Here is a 19,338-nt window from a genome sequence, read left to right as displayed (position 1 = left end):
GAGATAATAAGTATGTCTTTACAAGAAAAATATACTCTATATAACGGAGTTGAGATTCCAAAATTAGGGCTCGGAACATGGTTCATTAGTGATGATGATGCGGCACAAGCTGTGAAAGATGCTGTAAAAATCGGTTATCGTCATGTTGATTCAGCTCAAGCCTACCAAAATGAACGAGGAGTTGGGAAAGGTGTCCGTGAGTCTGGTTTAGATCGAGAGGATATCTTTGTAACTACCAAGCTTGCGGCTGAAGTAAAATCCTATGATGAAGCTGTTGCTTCCATTGATGAATCACTGGAAAAAATGGGGCTTGAATATATTGATCTGATGATTATTCACAGTCCGCAGCCATGGGCAGAATTCGGGAGCGAAGACCGCTACGAAGAAGGAAATCTTGAAGCGTGGAAAGCTCTTGAAGAAGCCTATGAGGCCGGAAAACTTAAAGCGATTGGTCTTTCAAACTTCAAAAAAGAGGATGTCCAGAATATTCTTGAAAATGGATCCGTAAAACCGATGGTCAATCAGGTGTTGGCACATATTAGCAATACACCTTTCGATTTGATTGAATTCTGTGAAGAGAATGATATCCTGGTTGAAGCGTACTCTCCCATCGGCCACGGAGAATTGTTAAAAGCGGATGATTTAGAAGAGATGGCGAAAAAGTATGATGTTTCAGTGCCACAGTTATGCATTCGTTACTGCCTGCAGCTGGATCTTCTTCCATTACCGAAGACCGCCAATCCTGAGCATATGAAAGATAATGCCGGTGTGGATTTTGAAATTTCGGATGAAGATATGAATACCCTGAAAAACAGGGCGCCTCTCGAAGATTACGGTGAAGCCAGCAAATTTCCCGTATTTGCTGAAGGTTAATTCCAATTGATTCTCTCAATTATATCAGGACTGAAAAACGTCAAAGCAATCAAATTAGAAGGAAAACATTATGAAAATCATCAAAAATGAAGAACTAAAATCCGTACAGGGGCCGGAAGATTGGTTCACGGGTTCGGTTCGAATAGATCCGTTATTTCAACAAAAAGAGGTAACAAAAGCGGCAGGTGCGTTGGTCACGTTTGAGGCCGGCGCACGAACGGCCTGGCATACGCATCCGGCCGGACAAACCCTGATTATTCAGTCAGGGTTTGGTTGGGTTCAAAAAGAAGGCGGACCCATTGAAGAAGTTCGTCCGGGCGATATCGTTTGGTTTGAACCCGATGAAAAGCATTGGCATGGAGCCTCTCCCGATAAAGCGATGAGCCATATTGCGATTCAGGAAGAAGTGGATGGGGATGTGGTTACGTGGATGGAGAAAGTATCCGACGAACAATATTCATCGAAATAAGATGCCACATTTTCAAATCAAACTCCTGGAAGGCAAGTCGAAAGAGCAGAAGCAAAGACTTGCTGAAGAAGTCGTCAAAGCCGCTCAGAAAGTCATCGGGTATGGTGATGAATCGTACTCGGTGACCATTGAGGATTTCTCATGGGATGAGTGGAAAAACAATATTTATCCTCAAGAAATAGATGGCCGAAAAGATATTCTCTATAAAAAGCCGGGATACAATGTATAATCAGAATTTTCTATGAGTGAATTATCAGAAGTATTAACACGAGAAGAAACCGAAAAAATCGCCCGAAAAGATGACTTCCATATTGCTCCATTTCGCGAGGATGGTGAAACATACGGCACACCAACCTGGATTTGGGTGGTAGCTGTAGATGGTCAGCTTTTTGTGAGAGCGTATAACGGGACAGCCTCAAGATGGTATCAATCCGCAATTCGGCAGAAAGCGGGAAAAATAGAAGCTGCCGGTATGGTAAAGAAAGTACGATTCGAACCCGTGGCTGGAGAGATCAATGAAAAAATTGATGAAGCTTATTGCGAGAAATATAGTGGCAGTCCATATCTCAATTCCATGATTAATAGTCGAGCCAAAGCAGCCACTGTCAAGGTACTCCCGTTCCATCGACCGGCCTAAACCAACCATTGATTGGTACAGTTTTAAAAAAAAGGAAAGAATAATTTTGTCTAAAATATTTATCACAGGTTCTACCGATGGATTAGGGCTCTTAGCTGCTCAAAAGTTAATCAAAGCCGGTCATGAAGTTGTTGTACATGCCCGAAACTCAGCGCGGGCGGAACAAGTCCGACAGAAGTTACCAAAAGTCAGTAGTGTATTAATTGCAGATCTGACAAATACCAAAGAGACCAAACAACTGGCTGAAGCCGCTAACGCTCTCGGATACTTTGATGCCATTATCCATAATGCCGGAGTTTACCGTGCTTCAGGGGAAGAGATATTGGCCGTAAATACATTGTCTCCCTATATCCTCACGTGTATGATGAAAAAGCCTCAAAGACTGATCTACCTTAGCTCCGGAATGCATAAGCAGGGAAATCCCTCCCTTGACAAGATAAAATCAGGTGGTCCTATCAGTTATTCCGATTCTAAACTGCATGTAGTTTTATTAGCGAAAGCCGTGGCCCGAAAATGGCCGGAGGTATATGCCAATGCCGTTGACCCCGGCTGGGTTCCCACAAAAATGGGTGGTTCCGGTGCTCCGGATAATCTCGACAAAGGATACGAAACGCAGGTATGGCTGGCAGCGAGTGACGATGAGAAAGCGAAGGTCAGCGGTCGCTATTTTTATCATAAAAAAGAAGCAATGTATCAGTCCATAGCTGATAATACCGAATTGCAGGAAGAGTTTTTTGACATCTGTAAAGAAGTTACGAATGTTGCGCTAAAAGGGTGACTTTATAATAAAGTCTAGATAGTCAGGATATTTCGATCAAACCCTTGTAAGGAAATTTCTTGGTGAAGTGAGATTGTGGTTGTAGCTTACTGAAAATCTTTATAGAAACGTAACTGTTTATGTTTAGTCGAGGGTGCCTGACTCTTTTATTGATTCTATTTCTTACAATTCCCCTGTCAGCTCAAAATTCAGGATCTGACTGGGAAAATCCCCTCGTGACAGGTATCAATAAACGTGCACCTCACACCACTATCGTGCCGTTTGAGGCGGCCACCAAAGCCCGGGATGGCGATATCCGTACTTCCGCTTTTTACCATTCCCTAAACGGGCCTTGGCGATTTGCATGGAGCCGTACCCCGGACAAGCGCCCCATCGATTTTTACCGGGATGATTTTGATCTCTCTGACTGGGAGCAGATCACCGTACCCGGAAGCTGGCAAATGCAAGGCTACGGCACGTTAATTTATACAAACATGCTCTATCCCTTCGAAAAAAATCCACCTTACATTCCGCACAAACACAATCCGGTGGGTTCCTATAAAAGAGATTTCACAATACCGGATAGCTGGAAGGGTCGACAAATAATACTCCATTTTGGGGGTGTTTCTTCAGCCATGTATGTCTGGGTGAATGGGGAACGAGTGGGATATTCTCAGGATAGCAAGCTGCCCGCCGAGTTTGATATTACATCATACCTGAAGGAAGGCAATAATACGCTCTCGGTTGAGGTCTATCGCTGGTCCGATGGCACTTATATCGAAGGGCAGGACATGTGGCGGATGAGCGGCATTCAGCGGGATGTCTATCTCTATTCTGTCCCAAAACTGCACATAGCAGATTATCACATCAAAGCCGGTCTTGATAATCAGTATGAAGATGGCGAATTCAGTCTCGATCTGATGCTTGCGAACCAAGCCGGGCAAAACCGTGACGAGCAAATTCAGTATGAACTGCTGGATCCCTCGGGCCGTTCCGTAGCAAGCGGCAGCCGTAATTTTGATGTAGCGAGCGAAGATACCGCTACGGTCAGTTTCGAGGAGCAGATCGATAACGTACTGCAGTGGTCGGCCGAAAAACCGCATCTCTACACTTTGGTTGTAAGCCTTGGAAATGAGCGGTTATCCCATAAAGTTGGATTCCGGGAGATTGAGATTAAAAACGGTCAGCTGCATGTGAATGGCAAGTATATATTGTTGAAAGGCGTAAACCGCCACGAGCATGATCCTGATAAAGGGCATACTGTCAGTCGTGAAGATATGCTTGCAGAAATCAAGACAATGAAGAAATTCAATCTTAATGCGGTGCGCACGGCCCACTATCCGCACGATCCGTACTGGTATAAACTCGCTGACAAGTATGGAATGTATGTGGTGGACGAGGCTAATATCGAGTCACACGGTATGGGCGTTTATGATTTTCCGGGATATGGCTATCGGATGAGCAACGAGCTTGCAGATAGTCCTGATTGGTACAACGCTCATCTCCAGCGCATGAGACAGATGGTGGAACGTGATCGAAATCATGCATCCGTAATTATCTGGTCAATGGGGAACGAAGCCGGTGCCGGCGAAAACTTCCGCAAGGCATATCACTGGATTAAATCCAACGATTCAACTCGTCCGGTGCAGTACGAGCAGGCCTATAAAGATGATTATACCGATATTGTGGCGCCAATGTATCATCGCCCCTGGGATATGGAAGAATATGCAAACTCCAATCCTGATCGGCCAATGATTTTATGTGAGTATGCGCATTCGCGAGGCAACAGCACAGGCAACCTGGTGGACTACTGGAACCTGATTGAGCAAGAGCCTTCACTCCAGGGCGGTTTTGTGTGGGACTGGCGCGACCAGGGTATCCGAGAAGAGCTCGCCGACGGATCCACCTACTGGGCCTTTGGTGGCGATTTTGGTCCCGAAGATACGCCCAATGATGGTACGGGTATGGATGGATTAGTATTTTCAGATGGCTCACCAACCCCGGCTCTGTGGGAAATCAAAAAAGTGTATCAGTACCTCAAATTTGAGCCTGCTGATCTTGAACAAGGACGCGTTACCATTCAGAATAACTATCATTTTACCCATTCTGACGATTTCAATTTTCGGTGGGAGCTGCAGGAAGATGGTGAAGTGATCAAGAAAGGGACCATCCAATTTGACGAGCCGATTGCTCCCGGTGGGCAGGAAAATGTTCAGCTACCGATCCAGGATATTCAGCCGAATCCACAGAAAGAGTATTTTTTGAATATATATGCCCAAACCCGCGATGCCACGGATCTCATCGAGAAAGGACATGTCGTGGCGAAAGAACAGTTTAAGCTACCATTTGAGCATAAAACGCCAGAACTGGGCGGTGGAGGTCCGATAGCACTGCATGAAGATGAAAGCGATATCCGCATTGAAGGAACCGATTTTAGCATCATTTTTGACAAAGAAGGCGGATTTCTAAAGACGTATGTATGGAAAGGTCGGCATCTTCTTGAAGATGGTCTCAAACCTGAATTTTGGCGAGCACCAACGAGTGCTGATTACGGTAACAGGCTGCCTTCGCGCGCATCCGTCTGGCGTGATGTACAGAGTCAGCGCGAAATCGAGTTAATTGACGCAGAGCAGCGTTCGGATAATGAAATTTATCTCTCCACTAAATCGAATTTTGAAAAGAGCGGTTCCAGCTTTGATGCGAATTATACCGTATTTGGAGACGGGTCCATTAAAGTGGATGTCAAATTTACGGCTGCCCACGATTCGCTCCCCGAGCTCCCGCGTATGGGTATGAAAATGGAGCTGGCCGGTGATTATGAGAACATGACCTGGCTGGGACGCGGTCCCCATGAAAGTTACCAGGATCGCAATAGTGGCGCTTTTATCGGAAAATACTCCGGAAAGGTGATCGATCAGTTTGTGCCCTATATCGAACCGCAGGAGAACGGTAATAAGACCGGCGTCCGCTGGGTGGAGCTGAAGGATCAAGACGATATTGGACTCCGGGTAGAAAGTTACGACATGCCTCTCAGTGTGAACGCCCATCACTATCGTATGGATGACCTTACAGCTCCACAAACAAATTACTACTACCAAGTGCCGGTCCGCAGCATGATTGAATTGCATATCGATCTCAAACAACGGGGACTGGGTGGGGACAATACCTGGGGTGCCATGCCACTCGATAAATATCGACTATTAGATAGCCAGTATAATTACAGTTTTGTCCTGCGACCTATTTCGAAGCGCACTATGCGAAAATAAATAACAGCTCTCTATCATTGTTATCCACTGTTTTTGAATGTGTTATTTATGAATGAAGTCCAATTTCTGAGAGACTGTAAGCACGATTAAACTCTGTTAACTGACTTCTTGTGAATAAATTGATCAGAATCGATCTGCTTTATGATGAAATCAGCAAGATCGGCTCAATTGTTCGAATACGGAAAGAAGAAAGTCCATTGAACAATCATTTTTGTTGAGAGTAGGCATATAAAAAAACAGCTCTTGTTTCCGGATTTTTCATATTGCCAATTTCTTTCCCACATACAATTACATACTTTAAAAGAACGGATGTCTGCCGGAAGCAAAAAATAATTGAAGAAATTTATTATGGATGATAAGAAACTGAGAAGCCATGAATGGTTCGGACGAAAGGGAAAAGATGGAATTATTTACCGCGCATGGATGAAAAAGAGCGGAATTCCCGCACATGAATTTGACGGCCGACCGGTGATCGGAATTTGCAATACATGGTCAGAATTAACCCCGTGCAATTCGCATTTCAGAGATCTTGCCGAACATGTAAAAAAAGGCGTCTACGAAGCAGGTGGTTTTCCTGTAGAATTCCCTGTGATGTCACTCGGTGAAACGCTCCTCAAACCCACCGCCATGCTCTACCGCAATCTCGCTTCGATGGATACGGAAGAGAGCATTCGTGCAAATCCGCTGGACGGTGTTGTACTTTTGTGCGGTTGTGATAAGACCACTCCATCTCTCGTAATGGGCGCATGTAGTGTGGATCTGCCAACGATTGTGGTTTCCGGCGGACCGATGCTGACTGGTAAATACAGGGGGAAAAGTATTAGTACATCCGACGTTTGGCGGTTTAGTGATGCGTATCGTGCGGGCGAGATTGACGATCAGGAAATGAGCATCGCCGAAGCCGGAATCTGCCGAAGCGATGGCCACTGTGCCGTAATGGGAACGGCCTCTACCATGGCTTGTATGGTGGAATCGCTGGGACTCTCACTTCCCGGCAACGCAGCTATTCCCGCTCCCGATGCTGCCCGTAAAGTGTTGGCTCATCATTCAGGATCCGAAATCGTGAAAATGGTTCAGGAAGACCGAAAACTCTCCGACATTCTCACGCGGGAAGCTTTTGAAAATGCCATTATGGTAAATGCGGCGATTGGAGGGTCCACCAATTTTGTAATTCACCTGCTGGCCATTGCCGGCCGAATTGGTGTTGATTTGGCCATCGAAGATTTTGATGAACTGTCTAACGGCATCCCGCTTCTCGCCAATCTTCAGCCCTCCGGTGATTATTTTATGGAGGATTTTTACTACGCTGGAGGGCTTCCCGCAATTATGAAAGAATTGCTTCCGCATCTTCACAAGGAGTGCATGACTGTAAACGGGAAAACCGTTGAAGAGAACTTTGACGAGGCCGAATGCTACGATGAAAATATTATCTCGGGCATGGAAAAACCGTTTAATGAGATGTCGGGCGTGGTGGTATTAAAAGGAAATCTTACTGAAAATGGAGCGGTTCTCAAGCCGAATGCAGCCACAAAATCTCTTCTCAAACATACCGGCAAAGCTGTAGTTTTTGAAGATATTGACGATTATAAAGCAAAAATCAATGATCCCGATCTGGAAATTGACGAAAACAGCATTATGGTTTTGAAAAATGTGGGGCCAAAAGGATATCCAGGGATGCCGGAAGTTGGAAACATGGGGCTGCCACCAAAACTTCTCGAAAAGGGAATTAAGGATATGGTCCGGATTTCGGACGGACGAATGAGCGGAACCGGGTTTGGAACTGTTGTTTTGCATGTCTCACCAGAATCAGCCGAAGGCGGAACACTCAGCATTGTTCAGAACGGAGATGAAATTATTCTTGATGTGGAAAAACGCCTGCTTCAGTTGAATGTCTCCGACAAAGAGATCGAAGAGCGAAAGAAAAACAGAGAAGCAACCCATGAGGAATTGCCAAGAGGATATGTACAGCTCTATCAAAAACATGTTCAGGGAGCACACCTTGGAGCAGATTTAGATTTCCTCAGAGGTGGTTCCGGGAGTTACGTTCCGAAAGATTCACATTGAGGATTGGTTGTCCCAGGAGAGACTCATTATCACATTCCCTACCAGAAGATAAATTAAAACTTAGTTATTCTTTTCAGCACTGGTAAAATCCTTCATGAGTTTACATATTTGTGGCTTTTTTAATGCTCACAAAATAAACTCATGAAGGACATAGACTTACGAACCTCCGAATTTCTCTCACACTGCAAATACGAAAAAAACCTTAGCCCCAAAACGCTCAAAGCCTATCAAATTGACCTCCGTCAGTTCAAAAAATTCTTAACAAAAAGAACTGTAAAATCATGGGAAATCACGGACATTGGCAAACAAGAGATCAAGTCCTATGTAGCTCATCTGACCAAAAAATATGCCATCAAATCGGTCAAAAGAAAGGTAGCTACCGTAAAAGCTTTTTTTAACTATCTGGAATTCGATGATGTCATTTTTTCAAACCCATTCCGAAAGGTAAGGCTACACTTGAAAGAACCTTTTCATCTTCCTGTTGTTTTGGATCTCAAAGAGATACAGAAAATTTTTAATGTTCTTTACAAACGAAAAAAAAAAGCGAAGAATCAGGAGTCCTATTTTTACAAAACTATCATACGGGACATAGCCATTCTTGAACTTCTATTTGCCACCGGCATTCGGGTCGGAGAACTTTGCAGTTTAAAATGCTCCAATATTGACTTAAGCCGGGGATTTATTAAGGTGAATGGAAAAGGAAGTAAAGAGCGAATCATCCAGCTCTGCAATCCAGAACTTTTGAATGCCTTGGAAGAATACCACAAGATCTCCTTACCTCTCCGATCTAAGAAATGTGGCTATTTTTTTCTGAATCGGCTTCAAAAACCTCTCTCCACCCAATCCGTCAGATTTATGCTCAAAAAGTATGTCGCCGAAACAACGATTCGTAAAACCGTTACGCCCCATTCCTTCCGCCACACCTTTGCCACCATGCTTCTTGAAGAAGGAGTCGATATCAAATACATCCAAAAAATCCTGGGGCACAGTTCTATCATGACGACTCAAATTTATACCCACGTCAGCAACAAAAAACAGAAAGAAATTTTGGCAAAAAACCATCCGAGGAATCGGTTGAGGTTGGCATAAATAGTTAGGTGAGTGAAGGATAACTATTAATTATCATGCCTAAGAAAGTAAAATCAAAGGCGGAGAAATATTGGAGAGAGTTTGAAGAGCTTAGCGTAGAGTTAATCAAGGAACAATTTAAGATGGAACCCACTCTTCTCCATCTTACCCCTGCTAAGGGTGATGGAGGATATGATGCAGCTGCTCATTTCCAATTAGGAAATGAAAATAGTTTGGACTTGACATTTAAAGTCTTATTAGAAGCAAAACTAAGTTCAACGAAAAAAAAAATTGGTTTAAGAACATTTGCTGCAACGCTTGTGATAGCACATAGTAATGCAGCTGGTGCTCTTATTATAACTTCAAATCAACTTTTTTCTCCTCAAGCTTTTCGAGAAGTGGCAAGATTTGCCCAAGCCACCCACATGCAGGTCAGACTTATTGATGGCATTGCTATGGCGACGTGGGTAAAAAATGAATATCACCGACTTGAGTCAATGGGTTTTTCACAAGAGCTTTTGAATTGGGTGACTATAAGTCAAAATAAATCAGAGAAACAAAGAACTTTTCAATTAGATCTTTATGCAAATACTAACTCAAGAATAAAGGCTGAACTCTCAATAGGTACAAATAAAAATGGTTCTTTGCTACCATGTGAAATTATAATCTCTGAAGAATCTGTTGATTTAGAACCCATTATAGGCCAAAAACGTCAGCTTTTTGTAGAGGATTTGATTCAATGCATAAGTTCAGAGGCTGGAATAGCTGTATTAGAAGGAGGATCAGGCGTAGGAAAAAGTTTTTTGTTAAGTCATGCTATTAATTCACTTACTGATAGTAAACGTATTGCTTCTATTGATATGTCATTTATGAGTACAGTAAATCAACTTTTTTTTACTGTATTTGAACAGATTACAAGCATTGATTTGCGGTTAATTAATTCTACTTATAGCAAGAATAAAAAAAGTATTATAAAAATACTTGAAATGGCTATAGGAGCTCATCAATCATACGATATCGTCGAAGCTTTCTCTTAATTTTTGAAAACTTGAACAAATCTACTTCTGAGGTATTAGATTTTTTAGTTGCTGTTATAAATAAAATAGAACCATATTGTGTAAGTTTGCTCGAATTAAGAACTGATGGTTCTGCTGTTAAAACCTCTCCCTCAGACTGGATTTCTTTTCAGAATATTTTACAAAGGTCAACAACACTGCAACAATTAAAAGTACCCGAATTAAATGAAAATGACGGGATTGAATTTGTAGAATATTGGCTACCTGGTTTGGGAAGCAAGAGAGCCAAAGTCATCCTCAAGCGAATCGGAATGAACCCTTTTCTTATTGAAACTACTTGCCATTGGTTAAAAAACCGCAAAATAGTCACCCTTTCATCTGGGACATATACTTCTATATCAAATCTCGAAGTTTTTTTTGAAGGAATTACTCCTGAAAAAGCTATAACAGTAGTTAGAAGCCATATTGATTTTTGGGTACATCACAAAAACGCAGCATATAGATATGTGATATTAGCGGCTGGTCTTCTAAAAGGTGAATTGCCCTTAGGCTTCTTAGGCCATATAACTTCAACTCAAAACGGAAATATTTTGGCGGATAAGCTTCTACAAACAGGCTTGTTTGTAAAGAATTTCTCGACTTTTCCTTCTTTACGAATTCGTCATGATTTATTAAAAGAATGTATTTCAACTGTATCGGATGACAATCCTTTTCTTACCGCAGAAATTTCAAATAAATTGAAAAAACTAGTCTTAGACTTTTCATACGAAGATCTTCATAAACAGAATCTTGTTGCAAGTCTGTCCCTTACTGCTGGAGATTTAGAGGAAGCTTTTGACCAAGCCTCTCATTGCGCAGATGAATATCTTAAGGAAGGACAAATGAGTTTAGCGAGCGAAATGTGGGAAGTAGCTTATAATGCCGCTGAACTATATCAAAATGAAATAGTTGATCGTGAAAAACATATTTGCCACTCATTACTAGGACTTCTTAAAGTTGAAGAATTACGTAATAGAATACAACTTGACCGGAATAAAGGAAAACTAGCCGCCCTTGAGACTCATATTACTTTGACACCAGAACTCATTGAAAATGAATCTTTGAAAGCAAAATTTTTACTCCTAAAGTGGAAACGATATTTTCTACTTGAGCAATTTCAAGAAGCTAACGACATTGCGGAATTACTGGAAAGATTAATCACAAAAACTGATAAAAAAATACAAGCTTCGATTTGGTCTTCTTTAGCACTTACCAAAAAAGGATTAGGAAAGAAAGAACATGCTCAAGCTGTGTATGATAAGGCAGTAAAAAAAATTCCAGAAAATTTAGAGCTAAAAGTACAAAGATATTCAAATCTTGCTGCCAATTATCTCGGTAGTAATCCCGAAAGATCACTTTCTTTTTATAAAAAGATTCGGATTTTGTTAGAAAATGATGCTGAGGCATCATTACTTACTATGCTACATGTAAAAGTAGATATAGCTATGGCACACTTTCTGATAAAAAAATATACGGATGCTACAGTACATGCCGAAAATGCCGTAGCCAATTCTTTGTCAAATGGATTTGAGACCCAAGAGGCACGTGCTAGGAATATCTTAGCTTGCTGTTATTGGGTGGATAAAAAAATTTCTGCAGCAGCTAACCAAATAGAGCTGGCCACTTTCACTGCGGAAAAGAGCTTTTATTTTCGATTCCTATGGAGAATGAAAACAAACGCAGCGGCAATTTTTGCAGAGTTAAACAAAAAAGATGTCACAATACAAAATGCATTGGATGCTTATCATTTAATTACTGAACCGCGCAAGAATAGATTTGATAATGAATCGCTGTATCGTCAAAGATGGTATGCAGGGCTGCTTTCAATATTATGCTCATTGGATCTAGTAGACGAAAGAGAACTTGCTGATGAACTAGTAGCAAAAACTCAAATAATTCAACTCAGAAAAGATCTGCAATACTTACGAAATAAAAAATGGCCTAAAAAATTTCTTTCCGAAACATCACATGTTCATGGAAATAAAATTATGGTAACAGGGTAGTTGATATATATCGATACCAATGATTCCAAGCATAAATTATTTTCTTGAGTTTGTTGTTTTGTTCACACGCCAAGGAAAATCCCGCTTCTTCTATTAAATGTACTCCTATCCAAATAGCTATAATAATTTTTTCTTCGTCTGAGTCAGAGAATATATTCAGAGTTCGTTTGAGTTGTTCATAGCTATATTCTTGAGCTAAATTAGCTATTAGTTGACCGCCATCTTTTCCCATAAAACCAAAGGAAAGGCGTTCTTTATCTATTAGTATAATCCTTCTATCAGATTGAACAAAATGATGAGGTTTAGCGGCATTATGGTTTAGTACTATTGGCATTTTTTCTTCACATTCCGCTAAGATTTTAAGTTTGGAATATAGTCTGATGAATTCTGCATTCATAGATTGAGGAACCAATATAGATTCATTGCTTGCCGCTTTCATTAGATATATAAGATAAATTCTAATACTAAATCGATAGTCTATTGGAGTAGGTGAAATTTTATTGAGTAAAGTAGATCCAAGTAATTTATTGGTTTTTTTTATATCAAAATTTTCATAAGAAGAGATACACTTTTTAACTATCGATTCTAAATCTACCTCATTTTCAATCCTAGAATTATTAGCCAAATTTTTAAGAGGTCTTTTATAAATTTCAATAATATTATGAGTTTGATAAACAATAGGAAGTGCTCGATATATAGGAAATGCAACTAACAAATAATCCTTATTCGATGCGATGGTCCTAATCAAGCTTTCATTTTTGTTATATATCTCACTCTTGAATTTCTGTAGAGCTGAGTGGCAGTACTGAGAAGTACCTTCTGGCAACCAGATTGGGGTCATACAAAAATGATTATGGATTTTTTTAATCCAAATGGAGTCCTTTTCACCATTAGCAATCCAAGCCTGAGACTTACCGTTTACCTTTTGAGCGTTTAAAGACTTAATGGGACCAACAATTGAGTCTGCCCATTTCAATACTAGATCAGAAGAATTATCAAACTCACCTTTGTCGCCGAATAAACGCACAAATCTACGTTTATATATAGGCTCAAAATCATGCAATAAATTTGAGTTTGAACTAATTTGAAGGGGCCTATCAGTCACTATAGCATCATAAGTTTGAAAATGGCGATTATAAAAATCCCATTCTTTTATTTTTTCTTTAGCAATATATCTAGCTCTTTCTCCTAATGCCTGGGTTAAAAAAGGTTGCTTAAAGAATAGCGACATACGGTTTTGAAGCATGTGTATATCTTCATAGTTAACTATAAAACCCGAAATCCAATCAGCAACTAAATCACAAGCAAACCCATGAGGGGTTGCTATTACTGGTACACCTCTACTCATCGCTTCTAAAATTACCCTTCCTCCTGGTTCATAACGGGAATGGGTGACTAATACTAATGCCTTTGATAAGATCGTACTTATTCCTTTTTGATCTATGTATCCCCACCATATGATTTTTTTTTGGTTTTCATATAGATCTATCTCATTATTAATTCCAGAATATTTTTTAATCTTAACGATCTCTTTTGGTGTTCCACCAATTATCCAAATGGGCGGACAGGAATTAGGATTATCCTTAGCAAGTCTAATCCAAGATTTGAGGATAATATCTAGTCCTTTTGATGGTGCTAAACGACCAAAATAGATATAAGCTCGATTCGAGTACCATCTTAGAATCTGATCTATTTTTGGAGAACTCAATTTATATGGTTAATTAAATTTATATATCTAGGTGTTTTATCAGAATTATATATATACTCGAGGAAAGGAAGAGGTACTGGCCTTCCTACCACAACTAATTTGCTAGAATCGATTTTGTATAGCTCTCTTAAATCCTTTTTTTCTTCTCCTGAAATGCAGAAAATTGCAGAAGCATTATCGTAAATTTCTTTCTCTACCAGAATTCGCTCAGTATCATCATCTAGGCAGCCTTCACTTCGCTTTCTTTTTCCATTTGAAATAACAGTTTGAACAAAGGGGATAGACAATTCTTTTGAGAGTGTCATGGCCGTATATCCAGAATACCAATATACTCCTTGCAATATATTTACTTTCCAATGAAGTTCTTTAATGATTTCTTTAATCAATTGTACAGAAAGGTCGTGATATTTATTTAAAAAACGCTTATCCATGGGTTCAATTTTTCCCAACTTTATTCGATATATGGAGGTATAGTCTGAAAGTCGTTGAAATACAGGCAGCTTAATATCAATATGTCTTGTTACAACGCTTGCATACCTAGATTCATACGCTAAGCGCCGAAGAAGCTCGCGAATATAAGAATGGGTTCCTCCTCCTTCTCCACTACCACTAGGCTCTATCGGATCAGCATGTAATGATATAATTAAAACGTTACTTTTCCCTACTTTTTTATTACTACTCTCTTCAAACATTTTAGGCATGATAATTAATAGTTATCCTTCATTAAAAATAGTACTTCCCTCCAATTAAACAATAAATCCCGAATTTAAAAACTACATAACAACGTAGTGTCTTCCCTTTCCGCTATTGATCAATATTTTAACATTTTCTGAATTTTGAAGACTCTTTTAAGTAGGAACTATGATAAAGGGAAATGAACACTTTCTCTTGTTTATATGTTTTGATATCAGCTAACATTCAACAAAAAAGAAGTACAGATGAAATACAATTTATTAGGTAATACCGGCCTGCTTGTCTCCGAACTTTGTTTTGGAACCATGACGTTTGGAGGCGAAGGGATGTGGGAACATGTTGGAAAACAGCAACAGGGTGAAGCGGATGAACTGATCAAGAAATCAGTGGATTCCGGAATTAATTTTATCGATACAGCCAATGTCTATTCGTTTGGTCAATCGGAAACGATTCTCGGAAACAGTATTAAAAATCTTGATTTAAACCGCGATGAGCTGGTCATTGCAACCAAGCTCCGTGGAAAAATGGGAGATCAACCCAATAACCAGGGACTTTCCCGATATCACATTTTCAATTCTGTTGAAAAAAGTTTAAACAGATTACAATTAGACCATATCGATCTTCTCTATGTACATGGCGTGGATTCCGTTACGTCCATCAGAGAAATCATGCGTGGATTGAATGATATTGTGGAAAGCGGCAAAGTCCGTTATGTAGGCGTTTGTAATTGGCCGGCTTGGATGGTGATGAAAGCCCTCGGAATTGCTCGGCAGGAAGGATGGCATGAATTTAAAGCCATGCAATATTTCTATTCTCTATCAGGGCGTGATGCAGAGGACGCATTGATTCCATTGAGTCAGTCTGAAAAACTTGGATTCATGCCGTGGAGCCCACTTGCTGGCGGATTTCTTTCCGGAAAATACACCCGGGATAATGAAAAAGCCGGCGGCGGTTCCCGACGCGATGAATTCGACTTCCCTCCCATCAATAAAGAACAAACCTACGATATTGTAGATGTGATGGAAGAAATTGCAGAGAACCAGGATTGCTCTGTAGCTGAAGTGGCTCTTGCCTGGGTTCGGTTACAATCGGGCGTGACCAGTACCATCATCGGGACAAAAAACATTACTCAGCTTGAGTCGAATATCAATTCAACAAATGTAGATTTAACTGATGATGAGTTGAGTGAATTAAATAAAGTTTCTTCAACGACCAAACGCTATCCTTTCTGGATGGTCGATCGTCAGGATTCAGATCGAATTCCTGGGTCCAACGAATAGAATACACGGCTGAAAGTGCTCTGGAATACTGGTGTTCTCTGGATTCTATTGTATCTTTCTGGCGTACAAGATCTTAAAATTTAAGAGTTAAAATATGCTTTCTGAAAAAATTGAATCATTGCTGAACGATCAGGTTCAACACGAGTTTGAAGCAGGAAATTGGTACTTATCGATGTCTTCCTGGGCTGAAGTAAATGGTTTCCACGGAACCGCCAGTTTTTTCCTGGAACAGTCGAAAGAAGAGCATTTTCATGCGATGAAAATCTTCCATTATGTGAATGATCGTGATGGCCATGCCATCGCTCCGTCAATCGCCAAACCGGACAGCGAGTTTGATTCAATTCGCCATCTTTTTGAACGCGGATTGGAACTGGAACAAGAAAATACCCGAAAAATCAACGTACTTGTTGAGGCTGCAAAAGAGGAGAAAGACCACGCCACCGATCAGTTCCTTCAGTGGTATGTGGACGAACAAGTGGAAGAAGAAGATCTTTTCCGCACCATTTTAGACAAACTGAATATTCTTGGGGAAAAAGGTCCCGGTCTTTATATGCTGGACCAAGAATTGGGTCAGCGTCGAGCTGAAATTCCCGGGAATAGCGGAACTGAATAGATCCATTGAATCATTTTTCAACTCGTTCCGAAGGTAACTCCTTCGGAACGCTCCACCCGGGGTTCTGATTCACACGCTTATCGAAACATTGCAATCATTGTATTACAGTATTACAAACATCACAATCCTGTTTCCTATCTAATATTCTCTTCTAGCAACAATTTCTCAGAGTTCGAATCCTTCAATTGCAATCCCCATTTCTTCAAAGTCGGGGCTTCGATGGATTTGTCTCTGTATTCATCCGGCGTCATAATTGGAATTCCATAAATCACCGGGTAGTAACGGCTACACTCGGGACAGCTCAACAACGCTTCGATGATCTCCCCGTTTTCATGTTTTACAAATACGCGCATATTCAGATCGTGTTTATCGATCGGGCAACACAGTTTTTTGGCAAATGATTCTGTCATGATATTGAATTTAAATTGTTAAGAACTTCCTGGTATTCCGTTACCGATTTTTCAGGCGAATCCGAGCTTAAAATCCCCGAAATCACTGCAACTCCCTGAAAGTCCAACTCATTCAAATCGCCGAGATTTTCTGTTGTAATGCCCCCGGAGACAAACAGAGGCAGATTTGTTATTTCTCTCGTCTTTTGAACCGTTTCGGGACGAACGATCTCACAGGTATCTACCGATTTGGATGGAAACATGGAGCAGAAAGAGATGTAATCGAAGTTGTGATCATCCGCCCATTGAATAATTTCTACATCATTACTGCAAGTAATCCCGGCAATGAATTCTCGCCAAATTTCAGTCTGAATTTCTTCAAAACTTTCGGGAATCTCATCGAAATGGACGCCATCCAAATCTGTTTCTTTAAGCAGCTCCCAATCATCATTGATCAAAACAGGAATGCTATATTTTTGGGTGATTTCCACAATTTCTTCAATCACTCCTATTTTATCTGATTGTGAAAACGACTCCGGCCAATGATTCCATATTTGGATAATATCTACTCCTCCGTCCAAAGCCTGTTTTAACTTTTCCAATAATTCTTTTTGGTTGATGGATGGATCTAAAACCAGATAAATTCCACCCTTAATCTCTTTCTTCATCATTTATTCCCTTCCTTTATTGCATTGAAAAAAGCTGCCCAATATGGATCTGTTCCATCAAATGAAAACTCTTTCACTTCTTCTTGTTCGATGATTTTTCTTCCTTCCGATACGTCTGTCATTTTCCCAACGATTGTTGCCGGAATCGATTGGCTCTCCAAATATTCAACCAGTTTCTCATCGCATCCCGGTTTCACAGCCATAATCATCGACCCGGCTCCTACACAAAACCGATGGTCAATCTCAAACAGTTCGGCAATCTTTTTCGGAGCTTCACCAACGGGTATTTTGGCATCATCAACGATAAATCCACAATCAGAGGCTTCGGCCATCTCCGCGATCGCTCCGAGAACGCCGCCTTCGGTTACATCATGCATCGCTTTTAATTCAGTTTTATTTTCCAAAATTTCGGATGCCGCTAAAGCATCCGGAAGAGACGATGTCCGGTAAAAATTATCACAAGCGGTTTGATAGATCTCCTCGCCCAAATTTTCTTTCACCGTTTCGGGGAAACTCATGGCGAGTATGGCTGTTGAGTTCAACGCGGTTTCTTTTGTTACGACAATCAAATCTCCCGGTTCGGCTCCATCGCTTGTAATGATTTCGTTCAGCGGAGCGGATAGAAACATTGTCCCTCCACCCGGAATCGTTGAATTCTGTCCCACGATCTGCCCCGTATGTCCGCCGGTAATGGCAACGCCAACTTCCTTGCAAAACTGATGGATGTATTCCCAATACTCCTCAAATTTCTCTTTTGAAAGTTCCGGCGACAGGTTTAAAACAAATTGAGCATACTGCGGAGAAAATCCGGTTGTCGCCATGTCATTCACCAAAAGATGCACCGAAAGCCAGGCCGATTCTTTCAAACCCAATGATGGAATCAGCGATAACGGATCACTTGAGATAGCCAAGCCCAGGTTATTTCCCAGATCTATGACGGATGTATCCACTCCAAAACCGGGACCGGTTCGGACTTCCCTCCTCTTTTTCCCGGTTCGGGGAAGAAGAATATCACTCAGATTTGAACTGCCAATCTTGCCGAAGTTGTCTTCAAAAGCACTCATTCTACATCGGTTAGTTTTACGTGAAGAGCAAAGAAATCACCAATCGGAAATCCCCACTGCTGCATGGGAAACCATTTGGGCAGTCCGGTTGCCGTCCACTCAATTTCATATAAGCGGCCCTCCAGTGCTTCATGAATTTTTTCGATCAGTGAATCGGGTGTATAAAAATTGGCCGTTTTGTAGTATTCATTTTTGTTGAATACTTCCTGAATTCGCCGTCTCACAACTTTGGTTGAGTTCCGGTTCATAATCCCAAAAATGATTCCATATTTCCCAACACGAACGGCTTCGCGAATCACCTTAATTGGATCTTTGTAATAAGCGAACGTGGCAATAAAGGCGAGAGCATCAAAACTGTTATCCTTAAACGGCATGTGATGAGAATCGGCCAACGCTAAATCACCATCAAAAAGATGCGCTCCCTGACCCAGCATAAATGGTGAAATATCCGCGCCGGATGCTTCAATCCCGATCTCGTTCCACCAGCGCGTAAATCGTGTGGTTCCACAGCCGAATTCCAGGAGAGTGTTTACACGCTCGTCTTTTGTGATCAGCTTTGCGAGTGTTTTTTTCTGCCAGATTTCGGCCCGTTTGTATCGTGTTTCGTAATAATCTTCATACCGATCTGTGTACTCGCGATTAAAAAACCACTCCTCACGATCCTGCCACTGTTCCAGGGTCTTCGTAACGCGGTCGAACTGCTTCTTTTCAATGTCACTCATAAATCTCAA

The 19,338-nt window shown here is 41.1% G+C and carries 18 protein-coding genes; 12 read left to right on the top strand and 6 right to left on the bottom strand.

Annotated features, from left to right (window positions below; all coding sequences use genetic code 11):
• Positions 1-12 precede the first annotated feature (12 nt).
• The 10 genes from L0B18_RS08100 to L0B18_RS08055 all read left to right on the top strand — a co-directional run bounded on the left by L0B18_RS08100 (position 13) and on the right by L0B18_RS08055 (position 12,192).
• Entirely contained in the window at positions 13-873 is an 861-nt protein-coding gene (locus L0B18_RS08100) for an aldo/keto reductase (protein WP_234571135.1), read from the top strand.
• 70 nt (positions 874-943) lie between these two features.
• Positions 944-1,342: a (R)-mandelonitrile lyase gene (locus tag L0B18_RS08095; protein WP_234571133.1), complete on the top strand. Its 399-nt coding sequence runs from the start codon at positions 944-946 to the stop codon at positions 1,340-1,342.
• Position 1,343: 1 nt separating this feature from the next.
• Complete coding sequence (locus L0B18_RS08090; protein ID WP_234571131.1) at positions 1,344-1,571, top strand: tautomerase family protein; 228 nt, start codon at positions 1,344-1,346, stop codon at positions 1,569-1,571.
• Positions 1,572-1,583: 12 nt separating this feature from the next.
• Complete coding sequence (locus L0B18_RS08085) at positions 1,584-1,979, top strand: DUF2255 family protein (protein WP_234571129.1); 396 nt, start codon at positions 1,584-1,586, stop codon at positions 1,977-1,979.
• 46 nt (positions 1,980-2,025) lie between these two features.
• The gene (locus tag L0B18_RS08080; protein ID WP_234571127.1) at positions 2,026-2,757 is read left to right on the top strand and encodes an SDR family NAD(P)-dependent oxidoreductase; all 732 of its coding nucleotides are present in this window, start codon (positions 2,026-2,028) and stop codon (positions 2,755-2,757) included.
• Between the two features lie 119 nt (positions 2,758-2,876).
• Positions 2,877-6,002: a glycoside hydrolase family 2 TIM barrel-domain containing protein gene (locus L0B18_RS08075; RefSeq protein ID WP_234571125.1), complete on the top strand. Its 3,126-nt coding sequence runs from the start codon at positions 2,877-2,879 to the stop codon at positions 6,000-6,002.
• Positions 6,003-6,350: 348 nt separating this feature from the next.
• Positions 6,351-8,066, top strand: coding sequence for an IlvD/Edd family dehydratase (locus L0B18_RS08070; protein WP_234571123.1), 1,716 nt, complete (start codon positions 6,351-6,353; stop codon positions 8,064-8,066).
• A gap of 141 nt (positions 8,067-8,207) precedes the next feature.
• Complete coding sequence (locus tag L0B18_RS08065) at positions 8,208-9,155, top strand: tyrosine-type recombinase/integrase (RefSeq protein ID WP_234571122.1); 948 nt, start codon at positions 8,208-8,210, stop codon at positions 9,153-9,155.
• A gap of 35 nt (positions 9,156-9,190) precedes the next feature.
• A complete protein-coding gene (locus tag L0B18_RS08060) occupies positions 9,191-10,171 on the top strand; it encodes a restriction endonuclease (protein ID WP_234571120.1) in 981 nt (326 codons plus the stop codon).
• An 11-nt stretch (positions 10,172-10,182) separates the two neighbouring features.
• Positions 10,183-12,192, top strand: coding sequence for a hypothetical protein (locus L0B18_RS08055; RefSeq protein ID WP_234571118.1), 2,010 nt, complete (start codon positions 10,183-10,185; stop codon positions 12,190-12,192).
• On the opposite strand, the gene L0B18_RS08050 is transcribed toward L0B18_RS08055, so the two are convergent.
• Positions 12,176-13,900 carry a glycosyltransferase gene (locus L0B18_RS08050; RefSeq protein ID WP_234571116.1) on the bottom strand — a complete coding sequence of 575 codons (1,725 nt, stop codon included), beginning with the start codon at positions 13,898-13,900 and terminating at the stop codon, positions 12,176-12,178. The genes L0B18_RS08055 and L0B18_RS08050 overlap by 17 nt on opposite strands.
• Positions 13,897-14,601, bottom strand: coding sequence for a glycosyltransferase (locus tag L0B18_RS08045; protein WP_234571114.1), 705 nt, complete (start codon positions 14,599-14,601; stop codon positions 13,897-13,899). The genes L0B18_RS08050 and L0B18_RS08045 overlap by 4 nt, the downstream gene beginning before the upstream one ends.
• 237 nt (positions 14,602-14,838) lie before the next feature.
• On the opposite strand from L0B18_RS08045, the gene L0B18_RS08040 reads away from it, so the two are divergent.
• Together L0B18_RS08040 and L0B18_RS08035 are read left to right on the top strand one after the other, a co-directional pair.
• Positions 14,839-15,873 (top strand): aldo/keto reductase, encoded by a 1,035-nt coding sequence (locus L0B18_RS08040; protein ID WP_234571112.1) that lies wholly within the window; start codon positions 14,839-14,841, stop codon positions 15,871-15,873.
• A 94-nt stretch (positions 15,874-15,967) separates the two neighbouring features.
• A complete protein-coding gene (locus L0B18_RS08035) occupies positions 15,968-16,486 on the top strand; it encodes a ferritin (protein WP_234571111.1) in 519 nt (172 codons plus the stop codon).
• Between the two features lie 134 nt (positions 16,487-16,620).
• On the opposite strand, the gene L0B18_RS08030 is transcribed toward L0B18_RS08035, so the two are convergent.
• Genes L0B18_RS08030 through L0B18_RS08015 form a run of 4 tightly spaced genes read right to left on the bottom strand, consistent with a single transcriptional unit; the run spans position 16,621 to position 19,329 of the window.
• Positions 16,621-16,896: a Trm112 family protein gene (locus L0B18_RS08030; RefSeq protein WP_234571109.1), complete on the bottom strand. Its 276-nt coding sequence runs from the start codon at positions 16,894-16,896 to the stop codon at positions 16,621-16,623.
• The gene (locus L0B18_RS08025; RefSeq protein ID WP_234571107.1) at positions 16,893-17,546 is read right to left on the bottom strand and encodes a thiamine phosphate synthase; all 654 of its coding nucleotides are present in this window, start codon (positions 17,544-17,546) and stop codon (positions 16,893-16,895) included. The genes L0B18_RS08030 and L0B18_RS08025 overlap by 4 nt, the downstream gene beginning before the upstream one ends.
• Entirely contained in the window at positions 17,543-18,607 is a 1,065-nt protein-coding gene (locus tag L0B18_RS08020; RefSeq protein WP_234571105.1) for an AIR synthase family protein, read from the bottom strand. The genes L0B18_RS08025 and L0B18_RS08020 overlap by 4 nt, the downstream gene beginning before the upstream one ends.
• Complete coding sequence (locus L0B18_RS08015) at positions 18,604-19,329, bottom strand: class I SAM-dependent methyltransferase (protein ID WP_234571103.1); 726 nt, start codon at positions 19,327-19,329, stop codon at positions 18,604-18,606. Before L0B18_RS08015 ends, L0B18_RS08020 begins: the two co-directional genes overlap by 4 nt.
• Positions 19,330-19,338 lie beyond the last annotated feature (9 nt).

Origin of the sequence: Rhodohalobacter sp. 614A, from assembly GCF_021462415.1 — a bacterium.
Taxonomy (GTDB): domain Bacteria; phylum Bacteroidota; class Rhodothermia; order Balneolales; family Balneolaceae; genus Rhodohalobacter.
The sequence above is the reverse complement of the archived record's forward strand: the minus strand, read 5'-3'. Positions and strand labels throughout refer to the sequence as shown.

Coding starts and splice junctions, on each gene's coding strand:
- L0B18_RS08075 (WP_234571125.1), top strand. CDS start 2,877: ATGTTTAGTCGAGGGTGCCTGACTCTTTTATTGATTCTATTTCTTACA.
- L0B18_RS08070 (WP_234571123.1), top strand. CDS start 6,351: ATGGATGATAAGAAACTGAGAAGCCATGAATGGTTCGGACGAAAGGGA.
- L0B18_RS08015 (WP_234571103.1), bottom strand. CDS start 19,329: ATGAGTGACATTGAAAAGAAGCAGTTCGACCGCGTTACGAAGACCCTG.
- L0B18_RS08030 (WP_234571109.1), bottom strand. CDS start 16,896: ATGACAGAATCATTTGCCAAAAAACTGTGTTGCCCGATCGATAAACAC.
- L0B18_RS08020 (WP_234571105.1), bottom strand. CDS start 18,607: ATGAGTGCTTTTGAAGACAACTTCGGCAAGATTGGCAGTTCAAATCTG.
- L0B18_RS08035 (WP_234571111.1), top strand. CDS start 15,968: ATGCTTTCTGAAAAAATTGAATCATTGCTGAACGATCAGGTTCAACAC.
- L0B18_RS08025 (WP_234571107.1), bottom strand. CDS start 17,546: ATGATGAAGAAAGAGATTAAGGGTGGAATTTATCTGGTTTTAGATCCA.
- L0B18_RS08100 (WP_234571135.1), top strand. CDS start 13: ATGTCTTTACAAGAAAAATATACTCTATATAACGGAGTTGAGATTCCA.
- L0B18_RS08060 (WP_234571120.1), top strand. CDS start 9,191: ATGCCTAAGAAAGTAAAATCAAAGGCGGAGAAATATTGGAGAGAGTTT.
- L0B18_RS08090 (WP_234571131.1), top strand. CDS start 1,344: ATGCCACATTTTCAAATCAAACTCCTGGAAGGCAAGTCGAAAGAGCAG.
- L0B18_RS08045 (WP_234571114.1), bottom strand. CDS start 14,601: ATGCCTAAAATGTTTGAAGAGAGTAGTAATAAAAAAGTAGGGAAAAGT.
- L0B18_RS08095 (WP_234571133.1), top strand. CDS start 944: ATGAAAATCATCAAAAATGAAGAACTAAAATCCGTACAGGGGCCGGAA.
- L0B18_RS08085 (WP_234571129.1), top strand. CDS start 1,584: ATGAGTGAATTATCAGAAGTATTAACACGAGAAGAAACCGAAAAAATC.
- L0B18_RS08065 (WP_234571122.1), top strand. CDS start 8,208: ATGAAGGACATAGACTTACGAACCTCCGAATTTCTCTCACACTGCAAA.
- L0B18_RS08040 (WP_234571112.1), top strand. CDS start 14,839: ATGAAATACAATTTATTAGGTAATACCGGCCTGCTTGTCTCCGAACTT.